Below are 26,467 nucleotides of genomic sequence, written 5' to 3'. Positions count from 1 at the left end.
GTCACCTCACCGTGGCATCAGAGTGAACACGCCCCAGCCCAGATGCTCCCGCTGATGCAGCAGATGGCGCCGCGGGGCGACAGAGAGATCCTCCCGCATCTCATCGGCCAGCGGGTGATGCGGATGGCGGTCCAACCAGCGTCGCACCGAGAGCCACTGCGGAGCGGCGTAGCGGTCCCAGCTGTCCGGATCCGCCACAGTGGCGCCCACGACGTCCAAGCCTTCATGGTCCAGGAGATCCAGCAAGGCAGGAAGCTCCGCGTAGGACTCCACGGAACTCGCGTAGCATCCGTCCAACGCCTCCCGCGTCTCCGGGACCCTGCGCCACCAGGGCTCACCGAGCAGCAGCATCCCGCCCGGGGCCAGGCTGCGGCGCATGAGGGCCACCGTGCCGCTCACGTGGGTCTCCCAGCTCTCGCCACCGCCGATCCAGCTGGCCCCCAGACAGGAGACCACCTCCACCGGCTCCTCCGCGACGTGCTCGGCGGCGTCCCCGTGCACGAAGCGCACCGCCTCCGCGACGCCGAGCTCCTCCGCACGAGCCTCCGCGTCGGCCAGGAACGCCCGACTGATGTCCACGCCGGTGCCGGTGAACCCGAGATCACGCGCCCAGGTGCACAGCGCCTCCCCCTTGCCGCAGGCCAGATCGAGCAGGCGGCGGCCGGGCGGCAGACGCAGGGAGCGGCCGAGCTGGTCCAGCTTGGCCGGGTCCAGTGGATTGAGGATGCGTGAGCCCGACTCGCGGATGACGAAGCTCTCCGGCAGGTCCATGGCGCCTCCTTGCGGCACTCGCGTGGCCGTGCCGGAACCTTAGCAACCCTCCGCGACGACGGCGACCTCCCCCGCCCGCACGGTGAGGTCTCCAGCCACCTCGGCGCCGGTGATCAGCTCACGGCCGTCGGCGCCGATGACGGCGTCCTGCGCCGTGTGATTGAGCACGAAGAGGTACGTCGCTCCGTCCTCGCCGTGGCGCCGCACGACGTCGACGCCCTCCGGCGCCTCGGCCTCAGCCGCCACGCCGGCCTCATCGAGCACCCGGCCCACGAGGGACTGCAGCGTCTCCCCGTCGGGGCGGGTGCCCAGATACCAGGCCGCACCCTGGCCCACCGGACGACGCGTGACCGCCGGCCGCCCGGCCAACGGGCCCTCGGCCCAGGTGTGCACCTCAGCCGCTCCTTCCAGATGGGTGTTCTCCGCCCAGAACTCGCCACGGCCGCCGCCGTGGAGGGCGTGGGACTCCGCGCCCTGCAACGGCCAGAACTCCTCGGTGCGGATGCCCAGCAGCTCACGGAACGCCCCGGGGTAGCCGCCCAGCCGGACGGCGTCGTGCTCGTCCACGATGCCGCTGAAGAAGCTGATCAGCACCGACGCTCCGGCCTCGGCGGCGTCGGCCAGCGCCTGCGCGTGCTCCTCCCGGACCAGATACAGGGAGGGCACCACGATGGCACGGTAGCCGGAGAGGTCGGCGGAGGGATGGACGACGTCGACCGTCATCCCGGCCAGCCACAGCGCCCGGTAGAGGTGCATGACCTCCTCCGGGTAGGAGAAGTCATTGCGCGGGTGCGAGTCCAGCTCGGAGGCCCACCAGGCCTCATAGTCGAACACCAGCGCCACCTGCGCCCGCACGGTGGACCCCTTCACCGGCTCCAGGGCCCGCAGCACCTCCCCCAGCCGGACGGTGGTGCGGAAGACGTCGGAGTCCGGGCCGGCATGCGGGACCATCGCCGAGTGGTACTTCTCCGCCCCGGCGGCCGACTGCCGCCACTGGAAGAACATGACCGCATCCGCCCCGCGGGCCACATGCCCCAGCGAGTCCCTCAGCATCTCCTGCGGGGACTTGGTGCGGTTGTGCAGCTGCCAGTTCACCGCACTGGTGGAGTGCTCCATCAGCATCCAGGGGCGTCCTGCGGCCACACCGCGGGTCAGGTCCGCACTGAAGGCCAGCTCGATGTGCCGCTCGTCGTCGTCGGCGATCGTGTAGTGGTCGGTGGCGATGACGTCCATCTCTGCGGCCCAGGAGAAGTAGTCCATGGTCTTGGACCGGGTGGTGCACATGAAATTCGTGGTCACCGGGACGCCCGGGGTCACCTCCCGCAGGATGGCCCTCATCTCCCGGAAGTAGGCCAGGAACTCGTCCGAGGAGTACCGATGGAAGTCCAGCTGCTGGGTGGGGTTCACGAACATCGGGGCCCTGCGCGGCGGCAGGACCTCCTCGAAGCTGCTGTACCGCTGGGACCAGAACGCCGTCCCCCAGGCGGCGTTGAGCTCCTCCACCGTGCCGTACCGAGCCTCCAGCCAGGCGCGGAAGGCCGCCGCGGCGTCGTCGGAGAAGTCATGGGCGTTGTGGCATCCCAGCTCGTTGTCCACATGCCACAGGGCCAGCGCCGGGTGCTGCGCATAGCGTTCCGCGATCGCCCGGGTCATCCGCAGCGCGTACTCGCGGAACACCGGGGAGGACACGGAATAGGCCTGCCGCGCACCCGGCCAGAGGATCGTGCCGTCGGCATCCTGCGGCAGGATCTCCGGGTGACGGTGGGTCAGCCACGGCGGGGGCGAGGCGGTGGCGGTCGCCAGTGCGGCAGAGACCCCCTGCGCATGGAGACGGTCCAACACATCATCGAGCCAGCCCCAGTCATACTCGCCCTCGCGGGGTTCGAGCATGGCCCAGGAGAAGATGCCGACGCTGACCAGGTTCACCCCGGCCTGCCGCATGAGTTCGACGTCCTCCTCCCGGACGTCCTGCGGCCACTGCTCGGGGTTGTAGTCGCCGCCGTAGGCGAGGCCGTGCACGGCTGGCCAGCCGAGGCGGGTGGTGTCGCGGGCGGTGGCGTCGTGCTCCGAGGCGGTCATGCGTCTCATCTCCTGGTGGTGGGGCCGGATGTGCGTCAGTCCCCGTCGTCTTCGCGTGTCCTCGTGGGATTCCACGGACACGCGAAGACGACGGGGACGAAACGCCTGATCAGCGAGGACAGGTCAGCGCGGAAGGGTCAGCGCGGAAGGGTCAGCGCAGCTCGTTCTCCATCTCGGACATCATCTGGGAGGCGGCGTCCTCCGGGGAGAGCCGCTCGAAGAAGACCTCCAGCTCGTAGCGCTGAAGGATCTGCTGCATCCCGGAGAAGCCCATGGCGGGGACCGGCTCGGGGTCGCCGATCTCGGCGTCGATCTCCTCGATGAACTCAGCCGAGGTCAGGTCGGCGCCGTCGATCTGGTCGACGACGGCGTCCCGGACGTCCAGGTTCGTGGGCAGACCGCGGTCGGTCAGATTGGCCTCGCCGGCCTCCTCGGAGTTGATCATGAAGTCCACGAACTGCTGGGCCTCCTCCGGGTGATCGGTGGTGGAGGCCACCGACATCAGCATGGTGGACTTGAACCACATGCCGTTGTCCTCGGCACTGCCGGTGTGGGAGGGCATGCGCAGCGGCACCATGTCCGCGCCTGCGGCCCCGGAGATCGCCGCCAGCTGGTTGGTCCACCACATGCCCATGGCGACCTCGCCGGAGGCGGTCATGGACTCGTCCGGACCGGGGGTCTGGTCCTCCGCGATCACCGAAGCCGGCGGGTAGCCACCCTCCTCCATCAGTTCGAGCAGGTGCTCGAAGTACTCGGCGGCGTCGGACTCCTCGAAGCCGAGCTCACCGTCCTCGGTGGTGAGGTTCTTGTCCTGCTGCCGCAGCCAGATCTGCAGGTCCGCAGGCTGGCCCGGGCCGGTGGCGCCATAGACGCCGTCCACGTTCTCCGTGATGGTGGAGGTGATCTCCAGGTAGTCGTCCCAGGTCCAGGTGGAGTCGTCCGGCATCTCGACCCCGGCCTCGTCGAAGACGTCCGGGTTGGCCATGATCACCATGGCGTTGATACCTGTCGTGATGCCGATCAGCCCGTCCTCGGTGCGGCCGTTCTCCACCACGTCCGGGTCCAGCCCGGAGGTGTCCACCTGGTCGAGGTCCAGCAGGGCACCACGGTCGGCGTACTCGCGCAGGTAGGCGTCGTCCATCTGGACGATGTCGGGCATCTCGCCGGCGGCGGTCTGAGTAGCCAGCTGGTCCCAGTAGCCGGACCAGTCGCCGAACTCCGGGGTGACCGTGATGCCGGGGTTCTGCTCCTCGAAGGCGTCGATGATCTCCTGGGTGGCCTGATGACGGGAGTCGGAACCCCACCAGGCGAAGCGCAGCTCGACGTCGCCGTCGTCGTCGCCTCCTCCGCCGCAGGAGGTCAGGGCCAGGGTGCCGACGGTGGCCGCCGCGGCGAGCGAGGTGAAGCGGCCGATGCGGCCGGACAGGTGGGATCCGGTGAGGGGCATGGGATTCTCCGTCTAGGTGAGGGGGTGCAACTCGTCCCAGAGAATTGAAACGATTTTTTCTCACGATAGATGTGATCCCACTCACCTGTCAATACGCCCGGGAAAGCGCCGTCCGAGACGCCCCTCACGCTCGGGGAGCGATGAACGTCGGTCCGCCGCGGTCCACGACGACCCCCTCGGCCCAGCGCACCCGCTCATCCGGAGCCAGGGTGAGCTCACCGCCACCTGCTGCGCCGTCCGGGGCGCCCGGCGCGCCCGGTCCCGTCAGCCGCCCTGTCACCGGCCGCGGAGCGACCCCGACGACGGCGGTGAGCGTGCCATCCTCAGTCAGCTCGGCCCGCCAGCCGCGCGGGATCCGCAGATGCTCCGCCCCATCGCGCAGCAGCACGGTGCCGGTGTCGTCGGACACGGCCTCCCAGGTCACCCCGCCCAGCCTGCGGGAGGCGGCCACCGCCTCGGCCGCGGCGCCGTGCTCCAGTCGGGTCGGCGCCAGGGAGGTGACCGCAAAGCCGCCGGAGGGCATCGGCAGGATGCCGCAGAGGCGCTCGACGGCGTCGAGCACCCACAGCGCCGCCGGGGAGTAGCAGGAGGTGTAGCCGGCCTCCCCGCTCCACGGGTCCAGGCACTGCGGATAGCGGTCCGCGACGGCCAGCGCGGTGAGCACGGGCTTCAGGAGCACGGCCAGCTCGGCGGGACGGCCGTGATGCTCGAAGGCATGCGGCGCCCGGATCATGGTGAGCATGTTCACCGGCCCGGCCCAGGAGTTGCGGGTGTGGTCGCCGTCGAAACGAGGGTCGTCCATGGCCAGGGAGGTCAGCCCGTAGTGGGACAGGAACCGGGAGGTGGCGAACAGGTGGCGGCGCAGCACCTCGGCGAAGAGGTCGTCGTCGCCGATCTCGCAGGCCATGACGCGCAGCTGCACATCGCTGAGCACCCGCACCGGCTGCCCCGCGGCGTCGAGGTCGTAGAAGGCGGCGTCCACGGCATCCCAGCAGTGGGCGAACAGCGCCTCCCCGCTGGCGGCGGCGGCCGCCCGCCACGGCGTCGGGTCCTCCCCGAGCTCCTCGGCGATCTGGGCCAGATAGGTCCGTTGGCAGGCCACGTTCGCCGTGAGGTCCGGGGCGATGTACGGCACCCCCGGCGCCTCGGGGTCGCAGCGGGAAGCCTCGCCGCCGAGGCATCGGTCCGGGGCGAACCAGAACCGCGGGGACAGGTCATGGCCGGCGTCGAAGGTGCAGAAGGCCTCCACCGCCCCGGTGCCGCGGGTGTCCCGGTGCGCGGCGAGCCATGCGTCGTGCGCGGACATCGCCTCATACATCCGGCGCAGCCACGCGGTGCTCTCGGCGTGCAGGCGGTGGTGGGTCCACACGGAGCGGGCCAGCGGGGTGACCATCTGGATCTGACTGAAGGCCGGACCGTCCCGCGTGACCTTATAGGGGATGAGCCCGTCGCCGCGCTGGTGCTCGGCGAAGAGGGCGAAGGTGTCGGCGGCGGCCTGCGGGGCGAACCGAGAGAGCACCTCGGCACTGATGGTGCCGGTGGACTCGACCCAGGCGCCGTCGTACGCCCCGCCCTCATGCAGCACGGTGACCCCACGCTGCTCCCGGAGGCAGGCGTCCAGGTCCGCGAGCGCCTGGCCCCACCTCTCCTGCAGCGGGCCCCCGACGGCGGCGAATCCCGCCCCGGTGGCGGTCAGTCCCTCCGCGAGCGCGGAGGAGAGAGCGGATCGGTCAGCCTCGCGCAGGCGGGCGAGCGCCTGCGCCGCGGGCGGAGAGAGCTCAGGCACGGAGAGTTCAGGCACAGACGCCTCAGGCCCGGACACCTCAGTCAAGGACGCCCTCCATCTCCTGATGGACGCGCTCGGCCGCCTCCTGCGGGGTGAGCCGCTCGAAGTACAGCTCGTCCTCGTAGCGCATCATGATCTCCTGGAGTGCGGAGAATCCCAGCGCAGGCACCGGTTCGGGCCCGGCGAGCTCGTCCTCGATGTCGGCGATGAACTCGGCTGAGACCAAGTCCTGACCGTCGATGGCGTCCAGGACCGCCTCGCGCACCGCCGGGTTGGCCGGCAGGCCCCGGTCGGTGAGGCCCAGCAGGCCGGCGTCGACGTCGTTGACCATGAAGTCGATGAACAGCTGCGCCTCCTCCGGGTGCTCGGTCTGGGAGGACGCGGAGAGGAACATGGAGGACTTGTACCAGAGCCCGTTGTTCTCCGCACTGCCGGTGCGGCTGGGGAAGCGCAGCAGCTCCATGTCCACTCCTGCGGACTCGGAGATCCCGGCCAGCGAGCTGGTCCACATCGGCGCCAGAGCCACCCGCCCGGTGTGGATGAGCTGCTGCTCCGGGTCGGCGCCGCGGTTCTCCGCCATGACTCCGGCCGGAGGCATGGCCCCGGCGTGCAGGAGATCCAGCCAGTAGTCGTAGTACTCGGCGAGGTCGTCGGCCTCGAATCCCAGCTCTCCCTCGTCGGTGGTCAGGTGCTGGCCCTGCTGACGCAGCCAGGCCTGAAAGCCGCCGGGCTCATTGGTCTCGTTGGTGCCGTAGGAGTCGTCGAGGTTCGCGCTGAGCTCCTCGGTGATTGCGGCGAAGTCCTCCCAGGTCCAGGTCTCGTCGTCGGGCATCTCCACCCCCGCCTCGGCGAAGAGCTCGGGGTTCGCCCCCAGAGCCAGCGAGTTGATGCCCGTGGTGATGCCGAAGAGCCCATCCTCGGTGCGGCCGTTGTCCACGGCATCCTGGTCGATGCCGGAGGTGTCCACGTCGGTGAGATCCAGCAGCGCGCCGCGGTCGGCGTATTCGCGCAGGTACTTGTCGTCCATCTGGATGATGTCGGGGGCGTCGCCGCCTGCGGTCTGCGTGGCCAGCTGCTCCCAGTGGCCGCCGAAGTCCGAGTATGAGCCCTCGATGCTGATGTGCGGATGCTCCTGCTCGAAGGCGTCGATGATGGCCTCGGTCTGCTCCACGCGCAGGCCGCTGCCCCACCAGGAGAATCGCAGGTCGACGTCGCCGTCGGCGGTGCCGGCGTCCCCTGCGGAGCAGGAGGTCAGCACCAGGGCGACGATTCCGCAGGCGGCGACGCTCTGGAGCCCGCGAGGCGAGAAGGGATGGGACACGTGCCGGGGCATGGCGGGCCTTCCTCGGGATTTAATCGTTCCATAAGACTATGAGTGGCCCATGTCACGGTCAACGCCGCCCAGCATGTCAGTCCGGCATGGAGTCATACCGCCGGCGATACCCGGAAGGCGAGGCGCCCGCGTCGCGCCGAAAGTGCACGTAGAAGCTGCTCTGCGAGGAGAAGCCGGCGGCATGGGCGACGTCGGCAGCGGACCAGTCCGTGGTCAGCAGCAGCCGTTTGGCCTCCGCCAGCCGGCACATGGTCAGATAGTCGGCCACGGTCATGCCCAGCACCTTCTTGAACACGCCCATCGCATAGGTGGGCGAGAGGTGGGCGGCCCCGGCGGCGTCGGCCACGGTGACGGGACGGCGGTGATGGGTGGCCAGGAAGCGCGCCATGACCACCGCATGCTCGGCCGCACCCTGGCCCGGCGCAGACGGCGAGGGCTCCGTGCCCGCACGGTGGCAGGCGAGCACCCGGCGCACCAGCGCCTGCGCCTCCAGCAGGGCGATCTCGGCGTCGTCGCCGGCAAGCTCGGTGCGCCACACCTCGAAGAGGTCGACGGCGCGCACCGGCACGTCCTCCAGAGGCACCACGACAGGCTGCATCCGCAGCAGCATCCCGATGTCCCGCTCACCCAGCCCCCAGCTGAGCACGGTGCTCAGCGGCAGGTGCACCCAGCAGACGTCCGCCTCACCGGGGTCGATGAGCCGATGCGGGAAGGCCGCCCAGAACAGGGCGATCTGCCCGGGACCGATGCTGACCCGGCGTCCGCCCAGCAGGTAGTCGAGCTGACCGCTGACCACGATGTTGACCTCGAGATCATCATGCCGATGCGCCCGCTCCATCACCGGGGGACTGCCGCGCCGGACCCACAGCGCCGGAGGCATGTCCTGCACAGCTGAGGATCCAGGAGGATCTGGGGGGATATCCGGAAGTTTCTTCAACATCACCCGGTCTAGCGTAGCAACTATGAGCCACATCACAGCAGAAGCCCCCGCCCCCGTCAGCATCGAGCACGCACCTGCAGGACCCCGGATCGCCATCATCGGCGCCGGAGGATTCGTGTTCCCCTTCCGCCTCATCGGAGACCTGGTCAGCTTCCCCGCCCTGCGCGGCGCGACGCTGGCCCTGATGGACATCGACCCGCAGCGGCTCGACCGCGTCGCCGGCGCGGCCCGTCGCCTGGTGGAGCATCACGGGTTCCCCACCGTCGTCGAGCAGACCACCGACCGCCGCGAAGCCCTCCGAGGCGCCGACGTCGTCATCATCACCTTCCAGGTGGGCGGCATCGAGTCCTACCGGCACGACGTCGAGATCCCCCGCCGCCACGGCATCGACCAGGCGGTGGGCGACACCCTCGGCCCCGGCGGCGTGTTCCGCTTCCTGCGCTCCGTGACCGCCTACGACGCGATCGCCGAGGACGCCCTCGAGCTGTGCCCCGACGCGCAGTTCATCAACTACGCCAACCCCATGGCCATGGCCACCGCCTACCTGAACGCCAAGGGGCTCCGCACCGTGGGGCTGTGCCACAGCGTGCAGGGCACCACCCGGATGTTGGCCCGCACCCTGGGCGTGCCCTATGAGGACGTCACCTTCACCAGCGCGGGCATCAATCACCAGGCCTGGATCCTCTCCTTCCGCCGCGGGGAGGAGGACCTGTACCCGCGGCTGCGAGAGGTCATGGGCGCCCGGCACCGGCGCGGACGGGCGGCGGCATCGCTGACCGCCGACGACGGCGACCACAGTGGCGAGGCTGACGCCGCCAGCGACTACGAGGGCGGCAACGAGCAGGTCCGCACAGCGATCATGCAGACCTTCGGACACTTCCAGACCGAGTCCAGCCACCACGCCTCCGAATACCTGCCCTACTTCCGCAAGACTCCGGAGCTGGTGGAGGAGTACATCCCCAGCCGCTGGGACTACTACGAGATCTGTGCCGCCCATGACGAATCCGGGGATCTCAGCGATCAGCTGGCCGAGCTGCAGGCGGAGCTGAAGCCGTCAGTGGAGTACGGGGCGATCATCGTCAATGCGATGGTCACCGGCCGGCCGGCCGTGGTGCACGGCAACGTCCCCAACAGCGACGCCGGATTCGCCCCCGGCTCCCAAGGCTCCGTGATCACGAACCTGCCGGGATCAGCCTGCGTGGAGGTCGCCTGCCTCGTGGACGGCGCCGGGGTGCGGCCCACCCGTTTCGGTGATCTGCCCCCGCAGCTGGCCGCGGTGAACCGGACCAACGTCAACGTGCAGGAGCTGGCCGTGCGCGCAGCTCTGGAGGGCTCGCGCGAGCACGTCCATCACGCCGTCGCCCTGGACCCGCTCACTGCCGCCCTGCTCACCGTGGAGGAGATCCGTGAGATGACCGAGGAGCTGCTCACCGCGCACGCTGCGCTGCTGCCGGATGCGCTGCGGAGCTGAGCGACACCGGATCCGGCCGCTCCGCGGTGGTGGTCATGTCCACGGCCCGACCCGACTCCGCGGAGGACAGCAGCCCGTCCATGACCTCCAGCACGTGGAGCCCCAGCTCTCCCTGGGCCCGCCCGCGCAGAGGGTCCCCGTCGAAGGCGCCGGACCAGAGCAGATCGGCGATCCCATAGCCGCGGGCGGCCTCCCGGTAACCGGCCGCAACCGGCAGCTCCTCCCAGCCGGCGCCGCCGCGGAACAGGGACACGGAGCCGTCGAAGCGGTTGGGGTCGGGCACTGCGAGCGCGCCCTCGGTGCCCTGGATCTCGAGCGGCGCGGCATGGGTGGCCGCGCCGTCGAAGCTCATCACCACGGTGGAGATGGCGCCTGAGGTGTGGACCAGAGCGCCGGTGACGTGGCTCGGCGTGGTGACCGTGATGCGCTCCCCGGCTCGGGGGCCGGAGCCGATGACCCGCTCGTCCCGCAGCGCGCCGGCGGCACCGATGACCTGCCGGACCGGACCCAAGAGGGTCACCAGGGTGGTCAGGTAGTAGGGGCCCATGTCCAGCAGCGGGCCGCCGCCGGGCTGGTAGTAGAAGTCCGGGTTCGGGTGCCAGGCCTCGTGCCCGGGGATGACCATGGTCGCCGTGGCGCTCATGGGGGTGCCGATCTGCCCGGCGTCGAGTGCGGCGCGGGCCGTCTGCACCCCGGTGCCCAGCACAGTGTCCGGGGCGCTGCCGATGACCACCCCGGCCTCGCGCGCCTGCCGGAGCACCTCGCGTCCGGAGGCGACGTCGGCGGTGAAGGGCTTCTCCACGTAGACGCCCTTGCCCGCACGGATCGCCGCGGAGGAGACGTCGGCGTGGGCCTGCGGCACCGTCAGGTTGAGCACGAGGTCCACATCGTCACGCCCCAGCAGCCCGTCCAGGTCCTCCGCGGCCGCCCCGTGGGGCTCGGCCACGGCTCGCGCACGGTCCAGGTCAAGATCCGCGACGGCGACGAGCTCGAGGGCCTCCAGCCGGCTGATCGTCTCCAGGTACTGGCCGCTGATGTTCCCGGCGCCGACCATGCCGAGGCGCACACGCTCCGCTCCAGGCCGCACCTGGCCTCCCTGCTCGCTCATCGGCTCGCCCACAGCATCCCCCGTTCGATGATGGTGCGGACACTGGGATGCTCCAGGACCTCCACGCGGTGGCCCGGAGTGGAGACGAAGACCCGCCCCTTCCCCCAGCGGCGAGTCCACACGGCCGGGTTGACGTGCGGGCGCTCCCATTCGTCGAAGTCCCGACGAGGCAGCGTGGTGGTGGCCAGCACGTCAATCAGGTCATCATGCAGCACCCAGTACTGCTCGGTGACCAGGTCGAAGCTCTCGATGCCGCGGGTGATCGGGTGGTCCTTCTCCTGGACGTCCACCCGATACGGGATGTAGTAGTCGGACTGCTCACCCGTGCGCTCCTCCGGCGCCACCGGCGGGTGGTGGGCGAACTGGCCGCCGATCAGCTGCAGGTACCCGTCGCTGTTCCGGTAGGAGTCGGCGATGCCGCCGTGCCAGCCGGCCAGACCGGCCCCACCGGCGACGGCGGTGCGCAGGCCCGTGAGCTGGTCGGCCTCAATGGTGGACATGGTCATGCACTGCACGATCAGGTCCACCTCCCCCATCGTGTCCGCATCAGCGTAGACCTCGGGGGATTCGTGCACCTGGCAGTCGTAGCCGTTCTCCCGAAGGAACGGCAGGAACAGCTCGGTGGCCTCCACGGGCTGGTGGCCGTCCCAGCCGCCGCGGACGATGAGCGCTCTCTTGGTCATGGATCTCCTCAGACGAAAACGTGGTCAGACGAAGGGGTGGTCAGGCGATCAGGCGGCCCTCAGCGGGTCACGGAGGTGTACCGGCTGGAATCCTCGGCGCTGCGCTCCACGGCGTCGAGCACGCGCTGGACGTCGAGGGCCTCCCCGAAGTCGGGCCGGGCACCCTCGGGGGCGTCCAGAGCGGTCAGCACGTCGGCCACCTGGTGCACGAAGAGGTCCCCGTAGCCCAGGCCGTGACCCACCGGCCACCAGTGGTCGGTGTAGGGGTGGACGGCGTCGGTGACCTGGATGGTCCGGAAGCCCTGGGCCTGCTGGGGGTCCTCGCCGTCGAAGTACTCCAGCTGGTTCATCCGCTCGAAGTCGAAGGCCACCGAGCCTCGGGAGCCGTTGATCTCCAGCCGGTTGGCGTTGCGCCGGCCCAGGGCGAACCGGGTGGCCTCGAAGACGCCCACCGCGCCGCCGGAGAACCGGGCGGTGAAGGCGGCCGCGTCGTCGACCGTCACCGGCCCGCGCTCCCCGGACACGTCCCCCGCGCCGCCGAGCCCTTCCGCAGAGCCGGAGACCGGGCGGGAGGTGACGAAGGTGTGCAGCAGCGCCGAGACGCCATCGATCTGCTGGCCGGTCACCCACTGGGCGGCGTCGATGGAGTGGGCGCCGATGTCACCCAGGGCGCCGCTGCCGGCAGTCTCCTTGTCCAGTCGCCAAGTCAGCGGCGCGTCCGCGTCGGAGAGCCAGTCCTGCAGGTACTGCGCCCGCACATGCCGGATCTCGCCCAGCCGCCCCTCCTCCACGAAGCGGCGAGCCAGGGCCAGCGCCGGGGTGCGGCGGTAGCTGAAGCCGCAGAACGTGTGGACACCCCGCTCGGCCGCCTGCGCCGCGGCGGCGGCCATGGACTCCGCCTCCTGCACCGAGTTGGCCAGCGGCTTCTCGCACAGCACATGCTTGCCTGCGGCCAGGGCGGCCTCCGCGATCACCGCGTGGGTGTCACCGGGGGTGCAGATGTCGACGACGTCGATGTCCTCCCGGGTCACGGCGTCGCGCCAGTCGGTGGCGATCTCCTCGACGCCGAGCTTCTCGGCCGCCGCGCGGGTGCGGGCCTCGTCCCGTCCGACGAGCAGCGCGACCTCGGGCCGACGCGGGAGATCGAAGAAGCGCGGCGCGGTGCGCCAGGCGTGCAGATGGGCCGCACCCATGAAGGCATGGCCGATGACCGCGATCCGGACAGGTTGAGACATCGTCTCTCCTCGAGGCATGGGAAGGTCTGGCATGAACTGGTGATCAGCATCACTGTATCGATATAGGCCCGACGTTGCCAGAAGACCGTCACCCCCGACGGGAATGACGACCCTGGAATGCTTGACATGCAAGCAGACACTTGCGTAATGTGCGCAGCATGGCCGACGTCTTCAAAGCCCTCGCCGACCCCACGCGCCGGGCGATCCTCGACGGACTCACGGAGAACGAGGAACAGACGCTCTTCGAGATCTGCTCCCGGCTCTACGCGAAGCACCAGCTGAGCTCGTCCCGGCAGGCGATCTCCCAGCATGTGGACGTCCTGGAGGAGGCCGGGCTGGTGGAGACCTCCCGGCGCGGCCGCTACAAGATCCACCGCATCAACACCGCCCCGCTGCAGCCGATCGTGGACCGCTGGCTGAGCCCGACGCACACCACCCCACCTGACCAGGAGGAACCCCGATGAGACTTCACCAGATGAGCGTGATGGTCGACGACCAAGACCGCGCACTGCAGTTCTACACCGACGTGCTGGGCTTCCAGGTCCGCCACGACATCCCGATGGGCGAGGCCCGCTGGATCACCGTGGTCTCGCCCGAAGACCCCGACGGCACCGAGCTGGTGCTCGAGCCCAGCGGCCATCCGGCCGTCCCTCCGTTCAAGGAGGCGCTGGTGGCTGACGGCATCCCGTTCGCCTCCTTCGCCGTAGACGACGTCGCCGCCGAGCACGAGCGCCTCACCGCCCGCGGCGTGGAGTTCACCCAGCCGCCCATGGACATCGGCCCCGCGATCATGGCGGTCTTCGACGACACCTGCGGCAATCTCATCCAGCTGCTCGAGCACAAGCGGTGAGCTCCTGGAGCTCCGAGTCATACCCGGTTATACTCGATTCATGAAGACTGCGATATCAGTACCCGACGGGACCTTCGAACGCGCCGAGCGCGTGGCACTGAGACACGGCATGAACAGGTCGCAGTTCTACGCGAAGGCCGCCGAGCGCTACGCGGACGAGCTCGATGCCCACGACACGACAGCGACCATCGACAGCGTCGTGGATGTGGTCAATGCCGACGAATCGGCTCGCTTCGCCGTCGCCTCCGGACATCGCATGGCTGACGGGGACGACGAATGGTGAGGAGGGGCGACATCCATTGGTGCCACCTCCCGCCTCCGACCTCGAGCGCCCCCGCCAAGCGGCGCCCCGTGCTGATCATCCAGGACGATTCATACAATGCCAGTCGGTTGGCGACCACGATCGTCGTGGCGTTGACCTCCAACACCGCACTCGCTGCCATGCCGGGCAACAGGTTCCTGCCAGCAGCCCTCACGGGTCTTCCTCGTGACTCCGTCGCCAATGTCACGGCACTCATGACCGTCGACCGTCGGGACCTCGATGCTCACCCTGTCGGTCAGGTGCCTGCTCACCTGATGGACGGAGTCGACGAGGGCCTGCGACAGGTGCTCGACCTGCGGGCGTGACCGGGTGGGTCACCCCCGTCACACCACGCGGCGGGCACCGGCGGCCGGCGGTGCCCGGAACACCTCCGGCTCGGTGAACCCGGCCGCGGCGAAGGCCTCCCTCACCGCGGCGCGCACCCGCTCATGCAGCCCCACCGGGGCCAGGGCGATCACACAGCCGCCGAAGCCGCCTCCGGTGATGCGCGCGCCGTGCACGCCCTGGGCGGAGACCGCTTCGAAGGCCACATCGATCTCCTCCACCGTGACCTCATAGTCGTCCCGCAGGGACAGGTGAGACGCGCGCATCCGGTCCCCGACGCCGGCCAGGTCGCCGGCGCGCAGCAGATCGACGGTCTCGATCACGCGACGGTTCTCCGTGATGACATGCCGGGCCCGGCGCCGCAGCACCTCGTCCTCCACCGGGGTGAGGATCTCGGCGACGTCGGCCTCCGTGTCGCTGAGCACCCGCAGCGACTCCACACCGAGGACGCGGGCCGCCTCCTCGCACTGCCGACGTCGGGCCGCATACTCCCCATCGACCAGACGATGCGGGGCCCTGGTGTCGATGACCAGCACCTCGGCGTCTCCGTCCGGGGCCAGCGGCACCAGAGTGGGCCGCAGGCTGCGAGTGTCGAAGAGCACCGCGTGCCCGGCCTGCCCGAGCATGGAGATCATCTGGTCCATCAGCCCGCACGGCATGCCCACGTAGTCGTTCTCGGCGCGCTGGGCGAGGCGCGCCATCTCCAGGGGCCGCACCGCCGCGCCGGTGAGGTCGGCGACGGCCAGCCCCACGGAGCACTCCAGCGCCGCCGAGGAGGACAGCCCCGCCCCGTGCGGGACGTCGGACTCGATCAGCAGGTCCACGCCTGCGACGTCGACGTCCTCAGCGAGCAGACCTGCTTGGCCCGCGGTACGCAGGGACCAGCACATGGCCGCCACATAGGCCGCCCAGCCGTCCACGCCGCCGGGCCTCAGCTCCTCCAGCGCGAACTCGACGGTCTCCCCTGTGAACAGCGAATGCGCCCGCACGAGGCCGTCCGCGCGCCGGCGGGCGGCGACGAGCGTGGCCTGTGGCAGGGCGAAGGGCAGGACGAAGCCGTCGTTGTAGTCGGTGTGCTCCCCGATGAGGTTCACCCGCCCCGGGGCGGCCCAGACGCCGTCGGCGGCCTCGCCGAAGACCCTCCGGAACTCCTCCCGCACCGCCTCTGCGCGTTCCAGCAGCACCTCCGTCACCGGGTCTCACCCGCCTCCCGCAGTCGCTGAGCCATCTGCTCGGGCGGGATGTCATTGATGAACACCCCGACGCCCGACTCGGAGCCGGCCAGGTACTTCAGCTTGGTGTCCGCCCGCCGGATGGAGAACAGCTGCAGGTGCAGCCGGAAGTCGGTGCCCTCGGCGGAGGCCGGCGCCTGCTGCCAGCCGGAGATGTAGGGCAGCGGCGTGGCGAAGAGCCGATCCCCGCGCTGCAGCACATCCAGATACAGCGCGGCGAAGGCGTCCCGCTCGTCGTCGGTCAGCTCCGGCAGGGTGCGCACGCTGCGGTGCGGCATGAGGTGGATCTCCACGGGCCAGCGGGCCCAGGACGGCACGAAGGCGGTCCAGTGCTCGTTGTCGGCGATGACCCGCTCCCCGGCGGCCCGCTCGGCTGCCAGCGTCCGGGCGAACAGGTCCTCTCCGGTGGCCTCGCGGGTCGCTCGTGCCTGCTCCAGCATCCTCGAGGTCCGGGGAGTGGGGAACGGGTAGCCGTAGATCTGGCCGTGCGGGTGATGCAGCGTCACCCCGATCTCCTCGCCCCGGTTCTCGAAGCAGTACACCTGATCCACCTCGGGCATCGCCAGCAGGGCGGCGGTGCGGTCCGCCCAGGCGTCGACGACGGTGCGGAGGCGCCGCACGTCCAGCTGGGCCAGCGAGGTGGTGTGCTCGGGGGTGAAGCAGACGACCTCGCACCGTCCGGCGCCGGGATGACGCACTGTGGTGAGGTCCTCTCCGGCGGCGATGGCCGCCTTCGCGAAGTCCGGGGGCAGGGCGGGCCCGCCGGCCAGGGAGGGGAAGCGGTTCTCGAAGACCACCACGTCATAGTCGGACTGGGGGATCTCGGTGGCCCGCTCCTCCGTGCTGGGGCACAGCGGACAGTCGTTGGTGGCAGGCTTGTGGGTGCGGTTCTGCCGCGCGGCCGCCACGGCCACCCATTCGCCCAGATAGGCGTCCCAGCGCAGCTCGGAGCCGCCGCCGGGGCGACTGATGTCCCGGGTGTCATGCACCTGACGGGTGCGGGCGACGTCGTCGTAGAAGAAGATCTCGCGGCCGTCGGCGAGCGTGGCCTGGGTTCTGTTCACCGGTGTTCTCTCCTGAGGGGTGGGGCGAGGGGACGGGCCGATCAGCCGGCGGCACGCGCCGTACGCGGGCTGACGAGACGCACCTCGTCGATGTGGTCGCGCAGCGCGTCCGCCGCCTCCGCCGGCAGCGCGTCGTCCAGGATGACCATGTCCACCTCCGTCAGCTCGGCGAAGGTGGAGATGCCCAGCACGCCCCATTTGCTGTGGTCGGTCAACAGGATGCGTCGCTGCCCTGTGGCCAATAGGGCCTGGTTGGTCTCGGCCTCGAGGTAGTTCGGCGTGGTGAAGCCCTCCGGCACGGACACCCCGTGGGCGCCGAGGAAGGCCAGATCGACGTGCAGGCTGCGCAGAGAGGCCGCAGCCAGTGGTCCGACGAGGGCGTCGGAAGGTGTCCGGACGCCGCCGGTGAGGATCACCGTGCGGTCTGCGCGCGGCTCCGCCTGGAAGACGTCGGAGATGCGGGTGGAGTTGGTGACCACCGTGAGGTCCTCGACCTCGCGGAGCAGGCGGGCCAGGGCCCACGTGGTGGTGCCTGCCGAGAGCGCCACGGACGTGCCCGGGCGCACCAGCTGGGCCGCCTCCTGGGCGATCGCGGCCTTCTCCGCCTCCATCTGGCCGGACTTGGCCTCGAAGCCGGGCTCCTCGGTGCGGCGGGTCTCGGCCCTCACGGCCCCGCCGTGGACCTTCACCAGGGCGCCCTGGGCGGCGAGGGCGTCCAGGTCACGGCGGATCGTCATGTCGGAGACGCCGAACTGCTCCACCAGAGCGGTGACGCTCACGGCGCCGTCGGTCTGGACGATCTCCGCGATGCGGGATTGGCGCTGGGCTGCCAGCATGGGACCTCACAGAGGTAGGTGGTTCACGTCACAGCCATTAAACCACCATGATCAAACAAGAATCAACATGGAGCGACGAGATGTCGTGCGCGGCGCACCAGCCACGCCCTCCTGAGATGCACGCCCGTCCGCACCGGACGTACGGACGGATGCACCCAGACTCCGCTCTCAGCGCTCCACGGCAGCAGCTCCAGGACCAGCGGAGCGGCCCGCAGCTCCTCCCGCCAGGCGGTCATCTCGAGCTCCCACACGCGCCCGTGCCAGTAGTGCTCGCTGACCAGCCTGTCACCGATCCAGGCCCTGCCGACATCTCCCGTCCAGTCGACACGCACCAGCAGCCGCCCGTCCTCCGCCAGATGCTCAGCAGGGACGTCCAACTCGACGACGGCGGCGCCGCTGAAGTCCTCGGGTGCGGCGAGCCGGCCCTCCGGCCCGCCGGTGCGTGGTTCCGGAACCGCAGCCGGCGGGGCGAGGTCACGAGCCAGCACCGCCAGCACACCGGCACGCGGAGCGTGCACCCGATGACGCCCCCACCGGGCCGCGACGTCGTCGAAGACGGCGAGCTCCACCTCGGGGTCCTCGGAGTGCACCACCAGCCCAGCCGGAGAGGCCAGATCCGCATGCACGGGAGCCGAGCTCAGGACCATCCGGTCCGCAGTCCCTCCCGCCTGGCGATCAGGCAGCACTGCCAGCCGGTCGGCGTCGGTCTCGTCCAGGATCATGATGCGCACCTCTCCGCAGCGGACCAGGTCCTCCGGGCCCGGCACGGCGCTGAACTCCAGCAGCGTGTCGCCGGTGGAGGTCACCGACCTGCGGCCGGGGCCGGTGATCTCCGGCTCACCGGCGAGGAGCAGCTGGACGGCGACGCCCGCGCGCGCGGTCAGCACCAGCAGCTCGGCTGAGCCGCCCTCGATCCGACGCCGGGTCAGCACCTCGGCGGTGGCGCAGCGCAGCACAGGGCCCTCCGGCCCGCCGAGCGGGAGGTTCACCGGCCACACGGTGGACACCCCCGCCGGGAGGTCGATCGGCCGGGCAGGAACGGTCTGGGGCCGGCGCAGCCCCTCCCGGGCACCCAGATGGAGCTGCAGCTGGGTCTGGGGGTCGAGGTGTCCGTGGGGGCGATAGGTGCTCAGGAAGAGCCAGCCGGACTCGCCGTCGGTGCGCATCGCCCAGCGCAGGCTGCGTGGATCATCCGCGACCCCGCCCCCGACCGTGCTGCGCATGGGGGCCAGCCGGGAGCCCTCCGCGGCGAGCCACAGGTGCTGGCGGCGCAGCATCCCGTGGTGCGCCCGCACGGTGGCGTGCTCGCCGAGCGGCGCGCCGAAGTCATAGCTGATGCGGGGCACATCCTGGGGCTGCCCGGCCTCCTGGGACTCCTGGTCCCCGTCCGGGGTGCTGCCTCCCGCGTACATGTAGTAGCCCTGCCAGACGGAGCCGCTGCCCACTGTGGCCAGGGCGAGAGCGGCGACGTCCTCGGCCGTGACCAGCGGGCGGCGGTGATAGGCGACATGCATGCCGCCGCCCAGCTCGCAGGTGATGAACGGGGCGTCGGCGGCACTGGCCAGCACCGCACTGGGCTGGATCTCACTGGGCTGGCCGTCGTCGAGGTCGTCGCGGACCTCCTCGTAGTGGAAGTGCGCGGCGGCGAAGGGCGGCTGCTCGACGGATGAGTCCGCCCAGAAGCCGTCGGCGTAGCCGCTGCAGACCGGCAGCAGGGGAAGCCCCTGGTCCCGCCGGGGCAGCAGGGTTCGCCCCCATCCGGTGGCGGTCCACAGCGGCACGCGGAGCCCGTGCTCCTCGGCGATGCCCCGCAGCGTGGCCAGGTGCTCCGGCTGATCCGCCAGCTCGTTCTCGATCTGCGCGGCGATGACAGGGCCGCCGTCGTCGTGGGTCAGCCCCTCCAGCTGGGCGATGATCTGCCCATAGAGCCGCCGCACCAAGCGCAGGTACTCGGGGTGGTCCTGCCGGAGGGGGATGCCGGAGTCCACCAGCCAGTCCGGGAAGCCTCCGTGGCGCATCTCGCCATGGGACCACGGGCCCAGCCGGACGACGACGTCGAGTCCGTGGGCGGCGGCGAGCCGCACGAAACGCCGCAGATCCCGCGCACCGGTCCAGTCGAACTCACCGGGGCGGGGCTCATGATGCCGCCAGAACACATAGCTGGCCACCGACGTGAGTCCGCCGGACCGCACCAGACCGAGCACATCAGACCAGTGCTCGGGCGCGATCCGGCTGAAGTGGATCTCCCCGGTGACGGGGAACCAGGGTTCCCCGTCCCGGGAGATCCACTTCTCTGCGGCGGTGATTCGGGGTGTCAGTTCAGCTCCGCTTCCATCTCCGAGATCATGTTCTCCGCAGCATCCTGGGGCGACTGGCGCTCGAAGAACACCTCCATCTCATACCGGTAGATGATGTCCTGCAGGCCGGAGAAGCCCAGGGACGGCACCGGCTCGGGCCCGGCCAGCTCGTCCTCGATGTCGGCGATGAACTCGGCCGAGGCCAGATCAGGGCCCTCGAGTTCGGGCAGGATCGCCTCACGGACGGCATTGTTGCCCGGCAGCCCGCGGTCCACCAGGTTCAGCATTCCGGCCTCCTCGGAGTTGACGAAGAAGTCGATGAACAGCTGCGCCTCCTCCGGGTGGTCCGTGGTGGCCGCGGCGGACATCAGCATGGAGGACTTGTACCACATGCCGTTGTCCTCCGCGCTGCCGGTGCTGCTGGGGAATCGCAGCAGCTCCAGGTCCACGCCGGAGGCCTCGGAGAGCCCGTTGATCTGGTTGGTCCACCACGGGGCCATGGCCACCTGGCCGGTGCCCAGCAGGGACTGGTCCGGGCCGCTGGACTGGTTCTCCGACATCACCGCGGCCGAGGGGATGCCCTCGTCCACCAGGTCCAGGTAGTACTGGAAGTACTCGGCGGCGTTGTCGGCGTCGAAGCCCAGCTCGCCCTCGTCGGTGGTCATGTGCTGGTCCTGCTGGCGCAGCCAGATCTGGAAGCCGCCGGGCTCGTTGGGGCCATTGGTGCCGTAGCCGTCGTCGAGGTTCTCGCTCAGCTCGGCGCTGATCTCGGCAAAGTCGTCCCAGGTCCAGGTGGTGTCGTCCGGCATCTCAACGCCAGCTTCGTCGAAGAGCTCCGGGTTGGCGATCAGCGCCAGGGAGTTGATGCCGGTGGTGATGCCGAACAGGCCCTCCTCGGTGCGGCCGTTGTCCACCGCGTCCTGGTCGAACTCGGAGACGTCGACGTCGCTGAGGTCCAGCAGGGCTCCGCGGTCCGCGTACTCACGCAGGTACTTGTCGTCCATCTGGATGATGTCGGGCATCTCTCCGCCGGCGGACTGGGTGGCCAGCTGGTCCCAGTAGCCGGACCAGTCGCCGTACTCGGCGGAGATCGAGATGTGCGGGTGCTCCTCCTCGAAAGCGTCGATGATCTCTTGGGTGGTCTGGTGGCGGGAGTCCGAGCCCCACCAGGTGAAGCGCAGCTGGACGTCCTCGTCCCCGCCGCCCTCCCCCGAGCCGCCGCCGGCGTCTCCGCCGCAGGCCGTCAGCGCCAGTGCTGACAGCGAGGTCACCGCCACTAGTCTGGACAGTCGTGTGAAGGTCGTCATGGAGTCCTCATTCATCGAGCGATACGGTGCGAGTCACCGCCGGCCCCCGAGCTGCGAGAGTGTGACCACCATCACTGGGCAAGCGGTTTCCACTGACTGTAGAGCGGTGTCGGAGACAGCGTCAACGGACTGACCGGCCTTCGCCGTTGCCCCTTGGACATGCAGTGATTCTCACCGCGTATGGGTGACCGCGCTCAGGTGAGCACCCGAGCATCGCGGCGTCAGTCTTTCCGCCCGATGAGCAGGCCCTCGTACTCCTGGGCGAAGTGCTCAGCAGAGGCCTGCATCCGGCACACGACGTCGGGGGCGCCGTCCGCATCCGCGGCGAACTGGACCAGAACCTGCAGCTGGGCGAGCCAGTCTCCCACCACATGGGCGTGCAGGAAGAACGCATTCCGCTGCCAAGCCGCGGAGGTGTGGGTCTCGTAGCCGTAGCCGGGCAGCGGGTGCTCTCGGTGGCCTCCCACGCGGTAGGGGAAGACCCTGCGGTCGCCGTCGGCGGTGGTCAGCAGGAGCTCTCCGCCGTCCGTGCCGCAGGTCAGCTCCAGAGAGTCGAACTCTGCCGACGACGCCCCCTCCAGGCGGACGCGGACGCGGAAGCTCTCGGCGTCGCGCGGCGCGGACGCGGGCAGCGCGACGCCGGCCACCGGCGTGAGCTCCCGGGTCCGGACGGGCTCAGGCTCCAGTTCGGGAGGAGACTCGGGCTCGGGAGACCGGCCGCTGCGCGTCCACGCGGCCAGCGGCTCGAGAAGCTCGCTCCACAGGGCGTCGTGCAGCAGCTGCGCGTCGGACTCGAGGTGCTGGTTGTCTCCGGTCACGACGACGGCGGCGTCCAGCCAGGGCACCACCAGCATGATCTGACCACCCATCCCCCAGGCGGCGTAGCTCTCTCGCCGGCAGCGCCAGATCTGGTACCCATAACCCCACTGTGCCTCGGGATGCGCGAAGCCGCCGGTGACCGTGGGCGTCTGCACCGCTGTGGCGGCCTGCAGGAACTCGGCGGAGACCAGCTGCTCATCGCCCCACCGACCGCGCTGGAGGCACAGCTGGGCGATCCGCGCCAGGTCCCGCGGGGCGGCGAGCAGCCCCGAACCGCCATGGGCGACGCCGCCCGGATTCTCCACGACCTCCCGCCAGGTGGGTCGGCCGGCGAAGGCCTCCTCTGGGAGCCCCAGCGGGCTGCGCAGGGCGCGCAGCGGCCCCATGCCCAGGGGGCGGCCGATGCGGGCGGCGAAGAACTCCTCGAAGGGCAGCCCGGTCAGCCGCTCCACCAGGGCGGTGAGCACCAGGGTGGCGGAGGTGTCGTAGGCGAAGACGGCGCCGGGAGGCCGGGTCGGCGCCACGGTGAAGAAGGTGCGGACCCAGTCCGCGTCCGCCACCTGGGTGTAGGTGCTCTGCCCGTGCGCGGTGCGCATGGTCAGCAGGTCCTGAACCTCCATGGCCCGGATCCATGGGTGGGCGCCGTCGGCATGCTCGGGAAAGTGGTCGATGATGCGGTCATCCAGGCTGAGCGCGCCGTCGTCGAGGAGCACCCCGACCGCCAGCGCCACCAGTGACTTGCCCGCCGAGTAGAGCCGATGCGGACGGTCGGGTCCGTAGGGCCGCCAGTACGTCTCATGCTGCAGCTCCCCGGCGTGCACAACCACCACGCTGTGCATCACGAGACCTCGCGCCTGGAGCCGCGGAAGGAGGTGGTCCTCCACCTGCCGGCGGAACCATCCCGGTCCCGGGGCTGGCCTCACCGGAGGGTCTTCTCGAACCATGCGGCGGTGGCGGCCAGCGGCACGGCGATCTCCGGAATCTCCGGATACCAGGCGCGCTCCCACTCCAGGGAGATCCAGCCGGAGCCGCCGGCCAGCAGCCGCCCGATCTCCTCCAGCGGCAGGTCGCCCTCCCCGGTCACGGCAGGACCCCACCCGCGCTCCATCGAGGCGTCCTTGACCTGCACGTAGTGCGCGTTCTCACCCAGCAGGCGGGCGGAGTCTGCCGGCTCCTCTCCGTTGATGCACGGGTGCAGCACGTCCCAGATGACGCCGACTCGGGCGTCGTCGGCCAGCGGCCCCAGCAGCGCCAGGACGTCCTCGGCGGTCGGGTGGGAGTCGTGCGTCTCCAACAGCAGCTGCACCCCGGTGGCCTCGAGGTCCTCCAGCACCGCCTCGATCCTGCGCCGCGCGGCCGGGCGGCCGGCGGAGGTCCCGCCGGGGAACACGCGGATCGCCGGCGCCTCCATGACCTCGGCGAGCCGGATCAGTGCGCGCAGCTCCTCGATGACGGCGTCGTCGTCCCCATCCTCGCCGCCGCAGACCCGCGCATAGCCGGCCAGACAGGAGATCTGCAGTCCGGCGTCGGTGACGTGCTTCGCCGCCTCCCGGGCGGCCGTCTCCCCCATGCCGAGGGTGACCTCCTCATCGGGATGCACGCGCAGCTCGATCCCGTCGCAGCCGTGATCCAGCCCGGTGCGGACCGCTTCCACCACGGGCCGGCCGGGCATCCCCAGCGTGCTGAAGCTCAGCCTCCAGGTCATGATCCTTCTCCCTCGTCGTAGCGCCGGACCTCTGCGGCCTCGAACCGCACCGTGATGAGCGCCGGCTCGCCGGCCCAGCGGAAGGAGACCTCCTCCGGGGTCACGGTCAGATCCACGACGCCGACCGGTGCGTCGGCATTGGCCCTCACATCAGCGTCGGCCCTCACGTCAGCGTCTCCCGTGGAGCCAGTGTCACCCTCGGCATGACCGGCGGCAACATCGGCCGTCCGGCCCGTCACGCGGGCGTGCGACACCAGCACGGCCGGCCCGGCCGTGACGGAGCCGCTGAGCGAGGCCTGCAGCGCAGGGATCTCGCACCATTCAGCGAATGCCGTGCCGGCGGGGGAGCTCAGCGTCTCCTCGCCGTGCCAGCCGTGCAGCCCCTGCAGGGTGGAGCGCAGGTGTCCGCCGGGCTGCACGGCCCAGCCGGTGTGCTGGACCTCCAGGGGGAAGCATGCACCGATGATCCGGTCGATGCGGACCTCGTCGGCTCCCCGGGCCACCACCCAGGACTCCACGCGGAGCCCGGGGATCGCCGGTGCACCCTGCGGGAAGATCGGCGTGTGCCAGGAGGCCGCCCACGCCCATCCGCCGCCCCCACCGGCCCCGATGCGGTGGATCCGACGGCGCACACTGGTGCGCCCGCGGAAACGGACCCCCACGTGGTTGTCCGGAACCTCGCCGCGCGGTGTGGGTCCGGTGGCCGTGGAGTACGCGAGCCGGGAGTAGAGCGGATCCTCCACGCCGGACTCCTCCCCCTGGTGCGGGCGGAGGTGGTCGCTGCCATGGTTGTGGATCCGCACGACGCCGTCGTCACGGGTGGCCTGCACCGCCCAGCCGGCGGCGGACATGCCGAAGGCGACGTCATGGTCGTCCAGGGGTCGGCGCCCCTCCACGCTGCGCCACAGCGGTGCGTCATCGGGCTGCAGCAGCCCGACGAACGCCTTGGCGGCCCACAGCGGGGAGGCCGGCCCGGAGTAGCGCTGCACCGTGGCCGGATGCGGACCGTGCCAGCCGAGGCTCAGCAGCCCGTGCTCGGTCAGGGCGCCATGCTCCAGGAAGTGGCGCAGGGTGGCGTTCAGCAGCCGCTTGGACTCCCCCGGGGGCATCGGCGTGTCCCCGGTGACCGCCCCCAGCGCGACGGCGGCGACGGCGGCGAACCGGTAAGTCATGGAGCGGCCCTGGAACAGCGGGGCGCCGTCGGCGCCGAAGAGGTGCCGGTACTCCTGGAGGAACTCCTCCAGGCGGGAGCCGTGGATCCCCGACTCGCCCCGCAGGTGGTCGTCCAGGACCGGATAGAGGTGCAGCGCCCAGCCGATGTAGTGGTCGATGCTCTGCCCGTCGCCGTCGGTGTACCAGCCCTGCCCGAGGTTCCACTGCTCCAGCAGGTGCAGGGCCCGCTCACGGGCGGCCGCGGTGAGCTCGTCCCCGCGGCCCACGGACTCCAGGAAGCCGGCCACCGAGTAGGGGAAGAGGTACCAGTTGTTGGCCGCCGGCAGGGAGGTGATCGCTCCGCGCAGCCAGGACTCCACGGCGTCCTGGACGTCCTCGTCGAGCCGGTCCCACAGCCAGGGGCGGGTCAGGCGCAGACACAGCGCGATGGAGGCGGACTCCACCATCGGCTGCCCCTGGACGTCATGGTCCCGGATGGTCAGCCACGGCTCCGCTCCCGGAGACCCCGCGGGCGCGGTCCCTGCCCGCAGGCCCTCGGCGTAGCGGTCCAGCCAGCCGTGCGGGTCCGCACCGTCGGCCCCGCGGACCCGGAAAGCGGCGGCCAGGAACGAGCGGGCGAAGCCCTCCAGGCCGTCCGAGCGGACCCCGCTGCCCGATGCGGGACCCGGCAGGTTCAGATGCGCGCCGGCCGGGCTGGCCCACTGCCAGGCCGAGCCGACCAGGTGGTCCGCCATCGCCTCCCAGTGGGCGCGCGTGTATCCCGTGTACGGGCTGGACTCCCAGTCCGGCTCGGGGAAGCGGATCCCTGAGCCGGGGAGAATGTCGCCGGGACGGACGATGTGCTGGTGACCTGGGGTCATGGAAGGGCTCGCCTTTCTGTGGTCAGGCTTCATTGATCTCATGGACGACGCCGAGAGCGGAAGACTCGAAGCCTCACCCCAGCACTCGACCCGTGAGGAGGGCATGTTCCACATCCCTCCGTCCATGGTGGCGGGCCAGGGCGGCCGCCTGGTCCCAGTCATAGGCAATGGAGCGCAGCTCGACCCTCCACCGACCAGAGACGTCATCGATGATCGCGTACTGGGCGTGCGGCGTGCCCGCCTCCATCACATGGGGGTACGGCGTCGAGGAGTCATAGGCCGGATAGCCGACGCTGCCCGGGTTCACCGCCAGTGAGCCGTTGGAGAGCGTGACAGCCCGCTGCAGGTGCGTATGCCCGCACAGCAACAGGTCGTAGGAGAGGAATCCCCCGAGACGCTCCTCGACCTCGTGAGGCTCGGCCGCCCTGGCGCCGTCGGGAGTGATCGTGTCGAGAAGGTACTCGGTGTCGCTGGTGGGCGTGCCATGAAACGCCAGCACGTCGGGGCGAATCTCCGCCGTCAGCGGCATCTCGGCAAGCCAGCGTCGGTGGTGGTCCTCCAGCTGATCATGGGCCAGTCGGTCGGACTCTCCCATGTCCTCGGGCGGCGTCTCGAGCACCTGCCGCTCGTGGTTTCCCCGGACATCGATCGTGGGGATGCCGACACGCATCAGCAGGTCCGCCGTCTCCGCCGGAGCGACACCTCCGGAGAGATGATCTCCGAGGTTGACGAGCACATCGGCTCGCTCAGCATCGAGGACCTGAAGGACGGCCTCCGCGGCGAAGCAGTTGCCATGGACGTCGGCGATGGCGGCGATACGCATGA

At 70.4% G+C, this 26,467-nt stretch carries 23 protein-coding genes; 5 read left to right on the top strand and 18 right to left on the bottom strand.

Annotated elements, in window-relative coordinates:
• Positions 1-6: 6 nt before the first annotated feature.
• From SD455_RS07590 to SD455_RS07565, 6 genes are all read right to left on the bottom strand, one after another.
• On the bottom strand, positions 7-771 hold the full coding sequence (locus tag SD455_RS07590) for an SAM-dependent methyltransferase (RefSeq protein ID WP_445507716.1): 765 nt from the start codon (positions 769-771) through the stop codon (positions 7-9).
• 39 nt (positions 772-810) lie between these two features.
• Entirely contained in the window at positions 811-2,859 is a 2,049-nt protein-coding gene (locus SD455_RS07585; protein WP_445507715.1) for a beta-galactosidase, read from the bottom strand.
• 142 nt (positions 2,860-3,001) lie between these two features.
• Positions 3,002-4,297: an ABC transporter substrate-binding protein gene (locus tag SD455_RS07580; RefSeq protein ID WP_085437366.1), complete on the bottom strand. Its 1,296-nt coding sequence runs from the start codon at positions 4,295-4,297 to the stop codon at positions 3,002-3,004.
• Between the two features lie 124 nt (positions 4,298-4,421).
• Complete coding sequence (locus SD455_RS07575) at positions 4,422-6,098, bottom strand: MGH1-like glycoside hydrolase domain-containing protein (protein ID WP_445507714.1); 1,677 nt, start codon at positions 6,096-6,098, stop codon at positions 4,422-4,424.
• Positions 6,099-6,120: 22 nt separating this feature from the next.
• Positions 6,121-7,416 carry an ABC transporter substrate-binding protein gene (locus SD455_RS07570; protein WP_445507713.1) on the bottom strand — a complete coding sequence of 432 codons (1,296 nt, stop codon included), beginning with the start codon at positions 7,414-7,416 and terminating at the stop codon, positions 6,121-6,123.
• A gap of 76 nt (positions 7,417-7,492) precedes the next feature.
• Complete coding sequence (locus tag SD455_RS07565; RefSeq protein WP_445507757.1) at positions 7,493-8,296, bottom strand: helix-turn-helix domain-containing protein; 804 nt, start codon at positions 8,294-8,296, stop codon at positions 7,493-7,495.
• Positions 8,297-8,378: 82 nt separating this feature from the next.
• Here SD455_RS07565 and melA point away from each other — a divergent pair, with 82 nt between their 5' ends.
• Positions 8,379-9,827 (top strand): alpha-galactosidase, encoded by a 1,449-nt coding sequence (gene melA / locus SD455_RS07560; RefSeq protein WP_311025013.1) that lies wholly within the window; start codon positions 8,379-8,381, stop codon positions 9,825-9,827.
• Here the strand turns inward: melA and SD455_RS07555 are convergent.
• The 3 genes from SD455_RS07555 to SD455_RS07545 are packed head-to-tail and all read right to left on the bottom strand — an operon-like array spanning position 9,784 to position 12,853.
• On the bottom strand, positions 9,784-10,935 hold the full coding sequence (locus SD455_RS07555) for a Gfo/Idh/MocA family protein (RefSeq protein ID WP_445507712.1): 1,152 nt from the start codon (positions 10,933-10,935) through the stop codon (positions 9,784-9,786). The genes melA and SD455_RS07555 overlap by 44 nt on opposite strands.
• A complete protein-coding gene (locus SD455_RS07550) occupies positions 10,932-11,618 on the bottom strand; it encodes a ThuA domain-containing protein (RefSeq protein WP_445507711.1) in 687 nt (228 codons plus the stop codon). Before SD455_RS07550 ends, SD455_RS07555 begins: the two co-directional genes overlap by 4 nt.
• Before the next feature lie 59 nt (positions 11,619-11,677).
• Positions 11,678-12,853, bottom strand: coding sequence for a Gfo/Idh/MocA family protein (locus SD455_RS07545; protein ID WP_311025006.1), 1,176 nt, complete (start codon positions 12,851-12,853; stop codon positions 11,678-11,680).
• A 158-nt stretch (positions 12,854-13,011) separates the two neighbouring features.
• Between SD455_RS07545 and SD455_RS07540 the strand changes: the two genes are divergently transcribed.
• From SD455_RS07540 to SD455_RS07525, 4 genes are read left to right on the top strand one after another with little or no spacing between them, the layout of a single operon-like run.
• Positions 13,012-13,317: an ArsR/SmtB family transcription factor gene (locus tag SD455_RS07540; RefSeq protein WP_311025005.1), complete on the top strand. Its 306-nt coding sequence runs from the start codon at positions 13,012-13,014 to the stop codon at positions 13,315-13,317.
• Positions 13,314-13,703 carry a VOC family protein gene (locus tag SD455_RS07535; protein WP_070159770.1) on the top strand — a complete coding sequence of 130 codons (390 nt, stop codon included), beginning with the start codon at positions 13,314-13,316 and terminating at the stop codon, positions 13,701-13,703. Before SD455_RS07540 ends, SD455_RS07535 begins: the two co-directional genes overlap by 4 nt.
• A 40-nt stretch (positions 13,704-13,743) precedes the next feature.
• Positions 13,744-13,986, top strand: a complete 243-nt coding sequence (locus SD455_RS07530) for a hypothetical protein (protein ID WP_070159772.1) — start codon at positions 13,744-13,746, stop codon at positions 13,984-13,986.
• A complete protein-coding gene (locus tag SD455_RS07525) occupies positions 13,980-14,330 on the top strand; it encodes a type II toxin-antitoxin system PemK/MazF family toxin (RefSeq protein ID WP_070159774.1) in 351 nt (116 codons plus the stop codon). Before SD455_RS07530 ends, SD455_RS07525 begins: the two co-directional genes overlap by 7 nt.
• 18 nt (positions 14,331-14,348) lie before the next feature.
• Here the strand turns inward: SD455_RS07525 and galK are convergent, their stop codons facing one another.
• The 9 genes from galK to SD455_RS07480 form a co-directional block, all read right to left on the bottom strand.
• Positions 14,349-15,542: a galactokinase gene (gene galK, locus SD455_RS07520; protein ID WP_445507710.1), complete on the bottom strand. Its 1,194-nt coding sequence runs from the start codon at positions 15,540-15,542 to the stop codon at positions 14,349-14,351.
• On the bottom strand, positions 15,539-16,645 hold the full coding sequence (gene galT / locus SD455_RS07515) for a galactose-1-phosphate uridylyltransferase (RefSeq protein ID WP_445507709.1): 1,107 nt from the start codon (positions 16,643-16,645) through the stop codon (positions 15,539-15,541). The genes galK and galT overlap by 4 nt, the downstream gene beginning before the upstream one ends.
• A 41-nt stretch (positions 16,646-16,686) precedes the next feature.
• Entirely contained in the window at positions 16,687-17,481 is a 795-nt protein-coding gene (locus SD455_RS07510) for a DeoR/GlpR family DNA-binding transcription regulator (RefSeq protein ID WP_311025001.1), read from the bottom strand.
• Between the two features lie 62 nt (positions 17,482-17,543).
• A complete protein-coding gene (locus tag SD455_RS07505; protein WP_445507756.1) occupies positions 17,544-19,766 on the bottom strand; it encodes a beta-galactosidase in 2,223 nt (740 codons plus the stop codon).
• 29 nt (positions 19,767-19,795) lie between these two features.
• Positions 19,796-21,085 carry an ABC transporter substrate-binding protein gene (locus SD455_RS07500; protein WP_445507708.1) on the bottom strand — a complete coding sequence of 430 codons (1,290 nt, stop codon included), beginning with the start codon at positions 21,083-21,085 and terminating at the stop codon, positions 19,796-19,798.
• A 221-nt stretch (positions 21,086-21,306) separates the two neighbouring features.
• The gene (locus SD455_RS07495) at positions 21,307-22,734 is read right to left on the bottom strand and encodes a serine hydrolase domain-containing protein (protein ID WP_445507707.1); all 1,428 of its coding nucleotides are present in this window, start codon (positions 22,732-22,734) and stop codon (positions 21,307-21,309) included.
• An 89-nt stretch (positions 22,735-22,823) separates the two neighbouring features.
• Positions 22,824-23,609, bottom strand: coding sequence for a sugar phosphate isomerase/epimerase family protein (locus SD455_RS07490; RefSeq protein ID WP_445507706.1), 786 nt, complete (start codon positions 23,607-23,609; stop codon positions 22,824-22,826).
• Positions 23,606-25,642: a DUF2264 domain-containing protein gene (locus tag SD455_RS07485; RefSeq protein WP_445507705.1), complete on the bottom strand. Its 2,037-nt coding sequence runs from the start codon at positions 25,640-25,642 to the stop codon at positions 23,606-23,608. Before SD455_RS07485 ends, SD455_RS07490 begins: the two co-directional genes overlap by 4 nt.
• Positions 25,643-25,715: 73 nt before the next feature.
• The gene (locus SD455_RS07480) at positions 25,716-26,465 is read right to left on the bottom strand and encodes a metallophosphoesterase family protein (RefSeq protein WP_445507704.1); all 750 of its coding nucleotides are present in this window, start codon (positions 26,463-26,465) and stop codon (positions 25,716-25,718) included.
• Positions 26,466-26,467: the final 2 nt, after the last annotated feature.

The sequence above is a fragment of the Nesterenkonia sp. K-15-9-6 genome (assembly GCF_052656005.1).
This window is presented reverse-complemented; position numbering and strand designations above follow the sequence as displayed.

Excerpts from the sequence above, each read along its gene's own strand:
- SD455_RS07545 (WP_311025006.1), bottom strand. The coding sequence starts at position 12,853 with ATGTCTCAACCTGTCCGGATCGCGGTCATCGGCCATGCCTTCATGGGT.
- SD455_RS07580 (WP_085437366.1), bottom strand. The coding sequence starts at position 4,297 with ATGCCCCTCACCGGATCCCACCTGTCCGGCCGCATCGGCCGCTTCACC.
- SD455_RS07550 (WP_445507711.1), bottom strand. The coding sequence starts at position 11,618 with ATGACCAAGAGAGCGCTCATCGTCCGCGGCGGCTGGGACGGCCACCAG.
- melA (WP_311025013.1), top strand. The coding sequence starts at position 8,379 with ATGAGCCACATCACAGCAGAAGCCCCCGCCCCCGTCAGCATCGAGCAC.
- SD455_RS07570 (WP_445507713.1), bottom strand. The coding sequence starts at position 7,416 with ATGCCCCGGCACGTGTCCCATCCCTTCTCGCCTCGCGGGCTCCAGAGC.
- SD455_RS07480 (WP_445507704.1), bottom strand. The coding sequence starts at position 26,465 with ATGCGTATCGCCGCCATCGCCGACGTCCATGGCAACTGCTTCGCCGCG.
- SD455_RS07585 (WP_445507715.1), bottom strand. The coding sequence starts at position 2,859 with ATGAGACGCATGACCGCCTCGGAGCACGACGCCACCGCCCGCGACACC.
- SD455_RS07535 (WP_070159770.1), top strand. The coding sequence starts at position 13,314 with ATGAGACTTCACCAGATGAGCGTGATGGTCGACGACCAAGACCGCGCA.
- SD455_RS07485 (WP_445507705.1), bottom strand. The coding sequence starts at position 25,642 with ATGACCCCAGGTCACCAGCACATCGTCCGTCCCGGCGACATTCTCCCC.
- SD455_RS07590 (WP_445507716.1), bottom strand. The coding sequence starts at position 771 with ATGGACCTGCCGGAGAGCTTCGTCATCCGCGAGTCGGGCTCACGCATC.
- SD455_RS07510 (WP_311025001.1), bottom strand. The coding sequence starts at position 17,481 with ATGCTGGCAGCCCAGCGCCAATCCCGCATCGCGGAGATCGTCCAGACC.
- SD455_RS07500 (WP_445507708.1), bottom strand. The coding sequence starts at position 21,085 with ATGACGACCTTCACACGACTGTCCAGACTAGTGGCGGTGACCTCGCTG.
- SD455_RS07555 (WP_445507712.1), bottom strand. The coding sequence starts at position 10,935 with ATGAGCGAGCAGGGAGGCCAGGTGCGGCCTGGAGCGGAGCGTGTGCGC.
- SD455_RS07490 (WP_445507706.1), bottom strand. The coding sequence starts at position 23,609 with ATGACCTGGAGGCTGAGCTTCAGCACGCTGGGGATGCCCGGCCGGCCC.
- SD455_RS07525 (WP_070159774.1), top strand. The coding sequence starts at position 13,980 with ATGGTGAGGAGGGGCGACATCCATTGGTGCCACCTCCCGCCTCCGACC.
- SD455_RS07530 (WP_070159772.1), top strand. The coding sequence starts at position 13,744 with ATGAAGACTGCGATATCAGTACCCGACGGGACCTTCGAACGCGCCGAG.
- SD455_RS07565 (WP_445507757.1), bottom strand. The coding sequence starts at position 8,296 with ATGCCTCCGGCGCTGTGGGTCCGGCGCGGCAGTCCCCCGGTGATGGAG.
- SD455_RS07540 (WP_311025005.1), top strand. The coding sequence starts at position 13,012 with ATGGCCGACGTCTTCAAAGCCCTCGCCGACCCCACGCGCCGGGCGATC.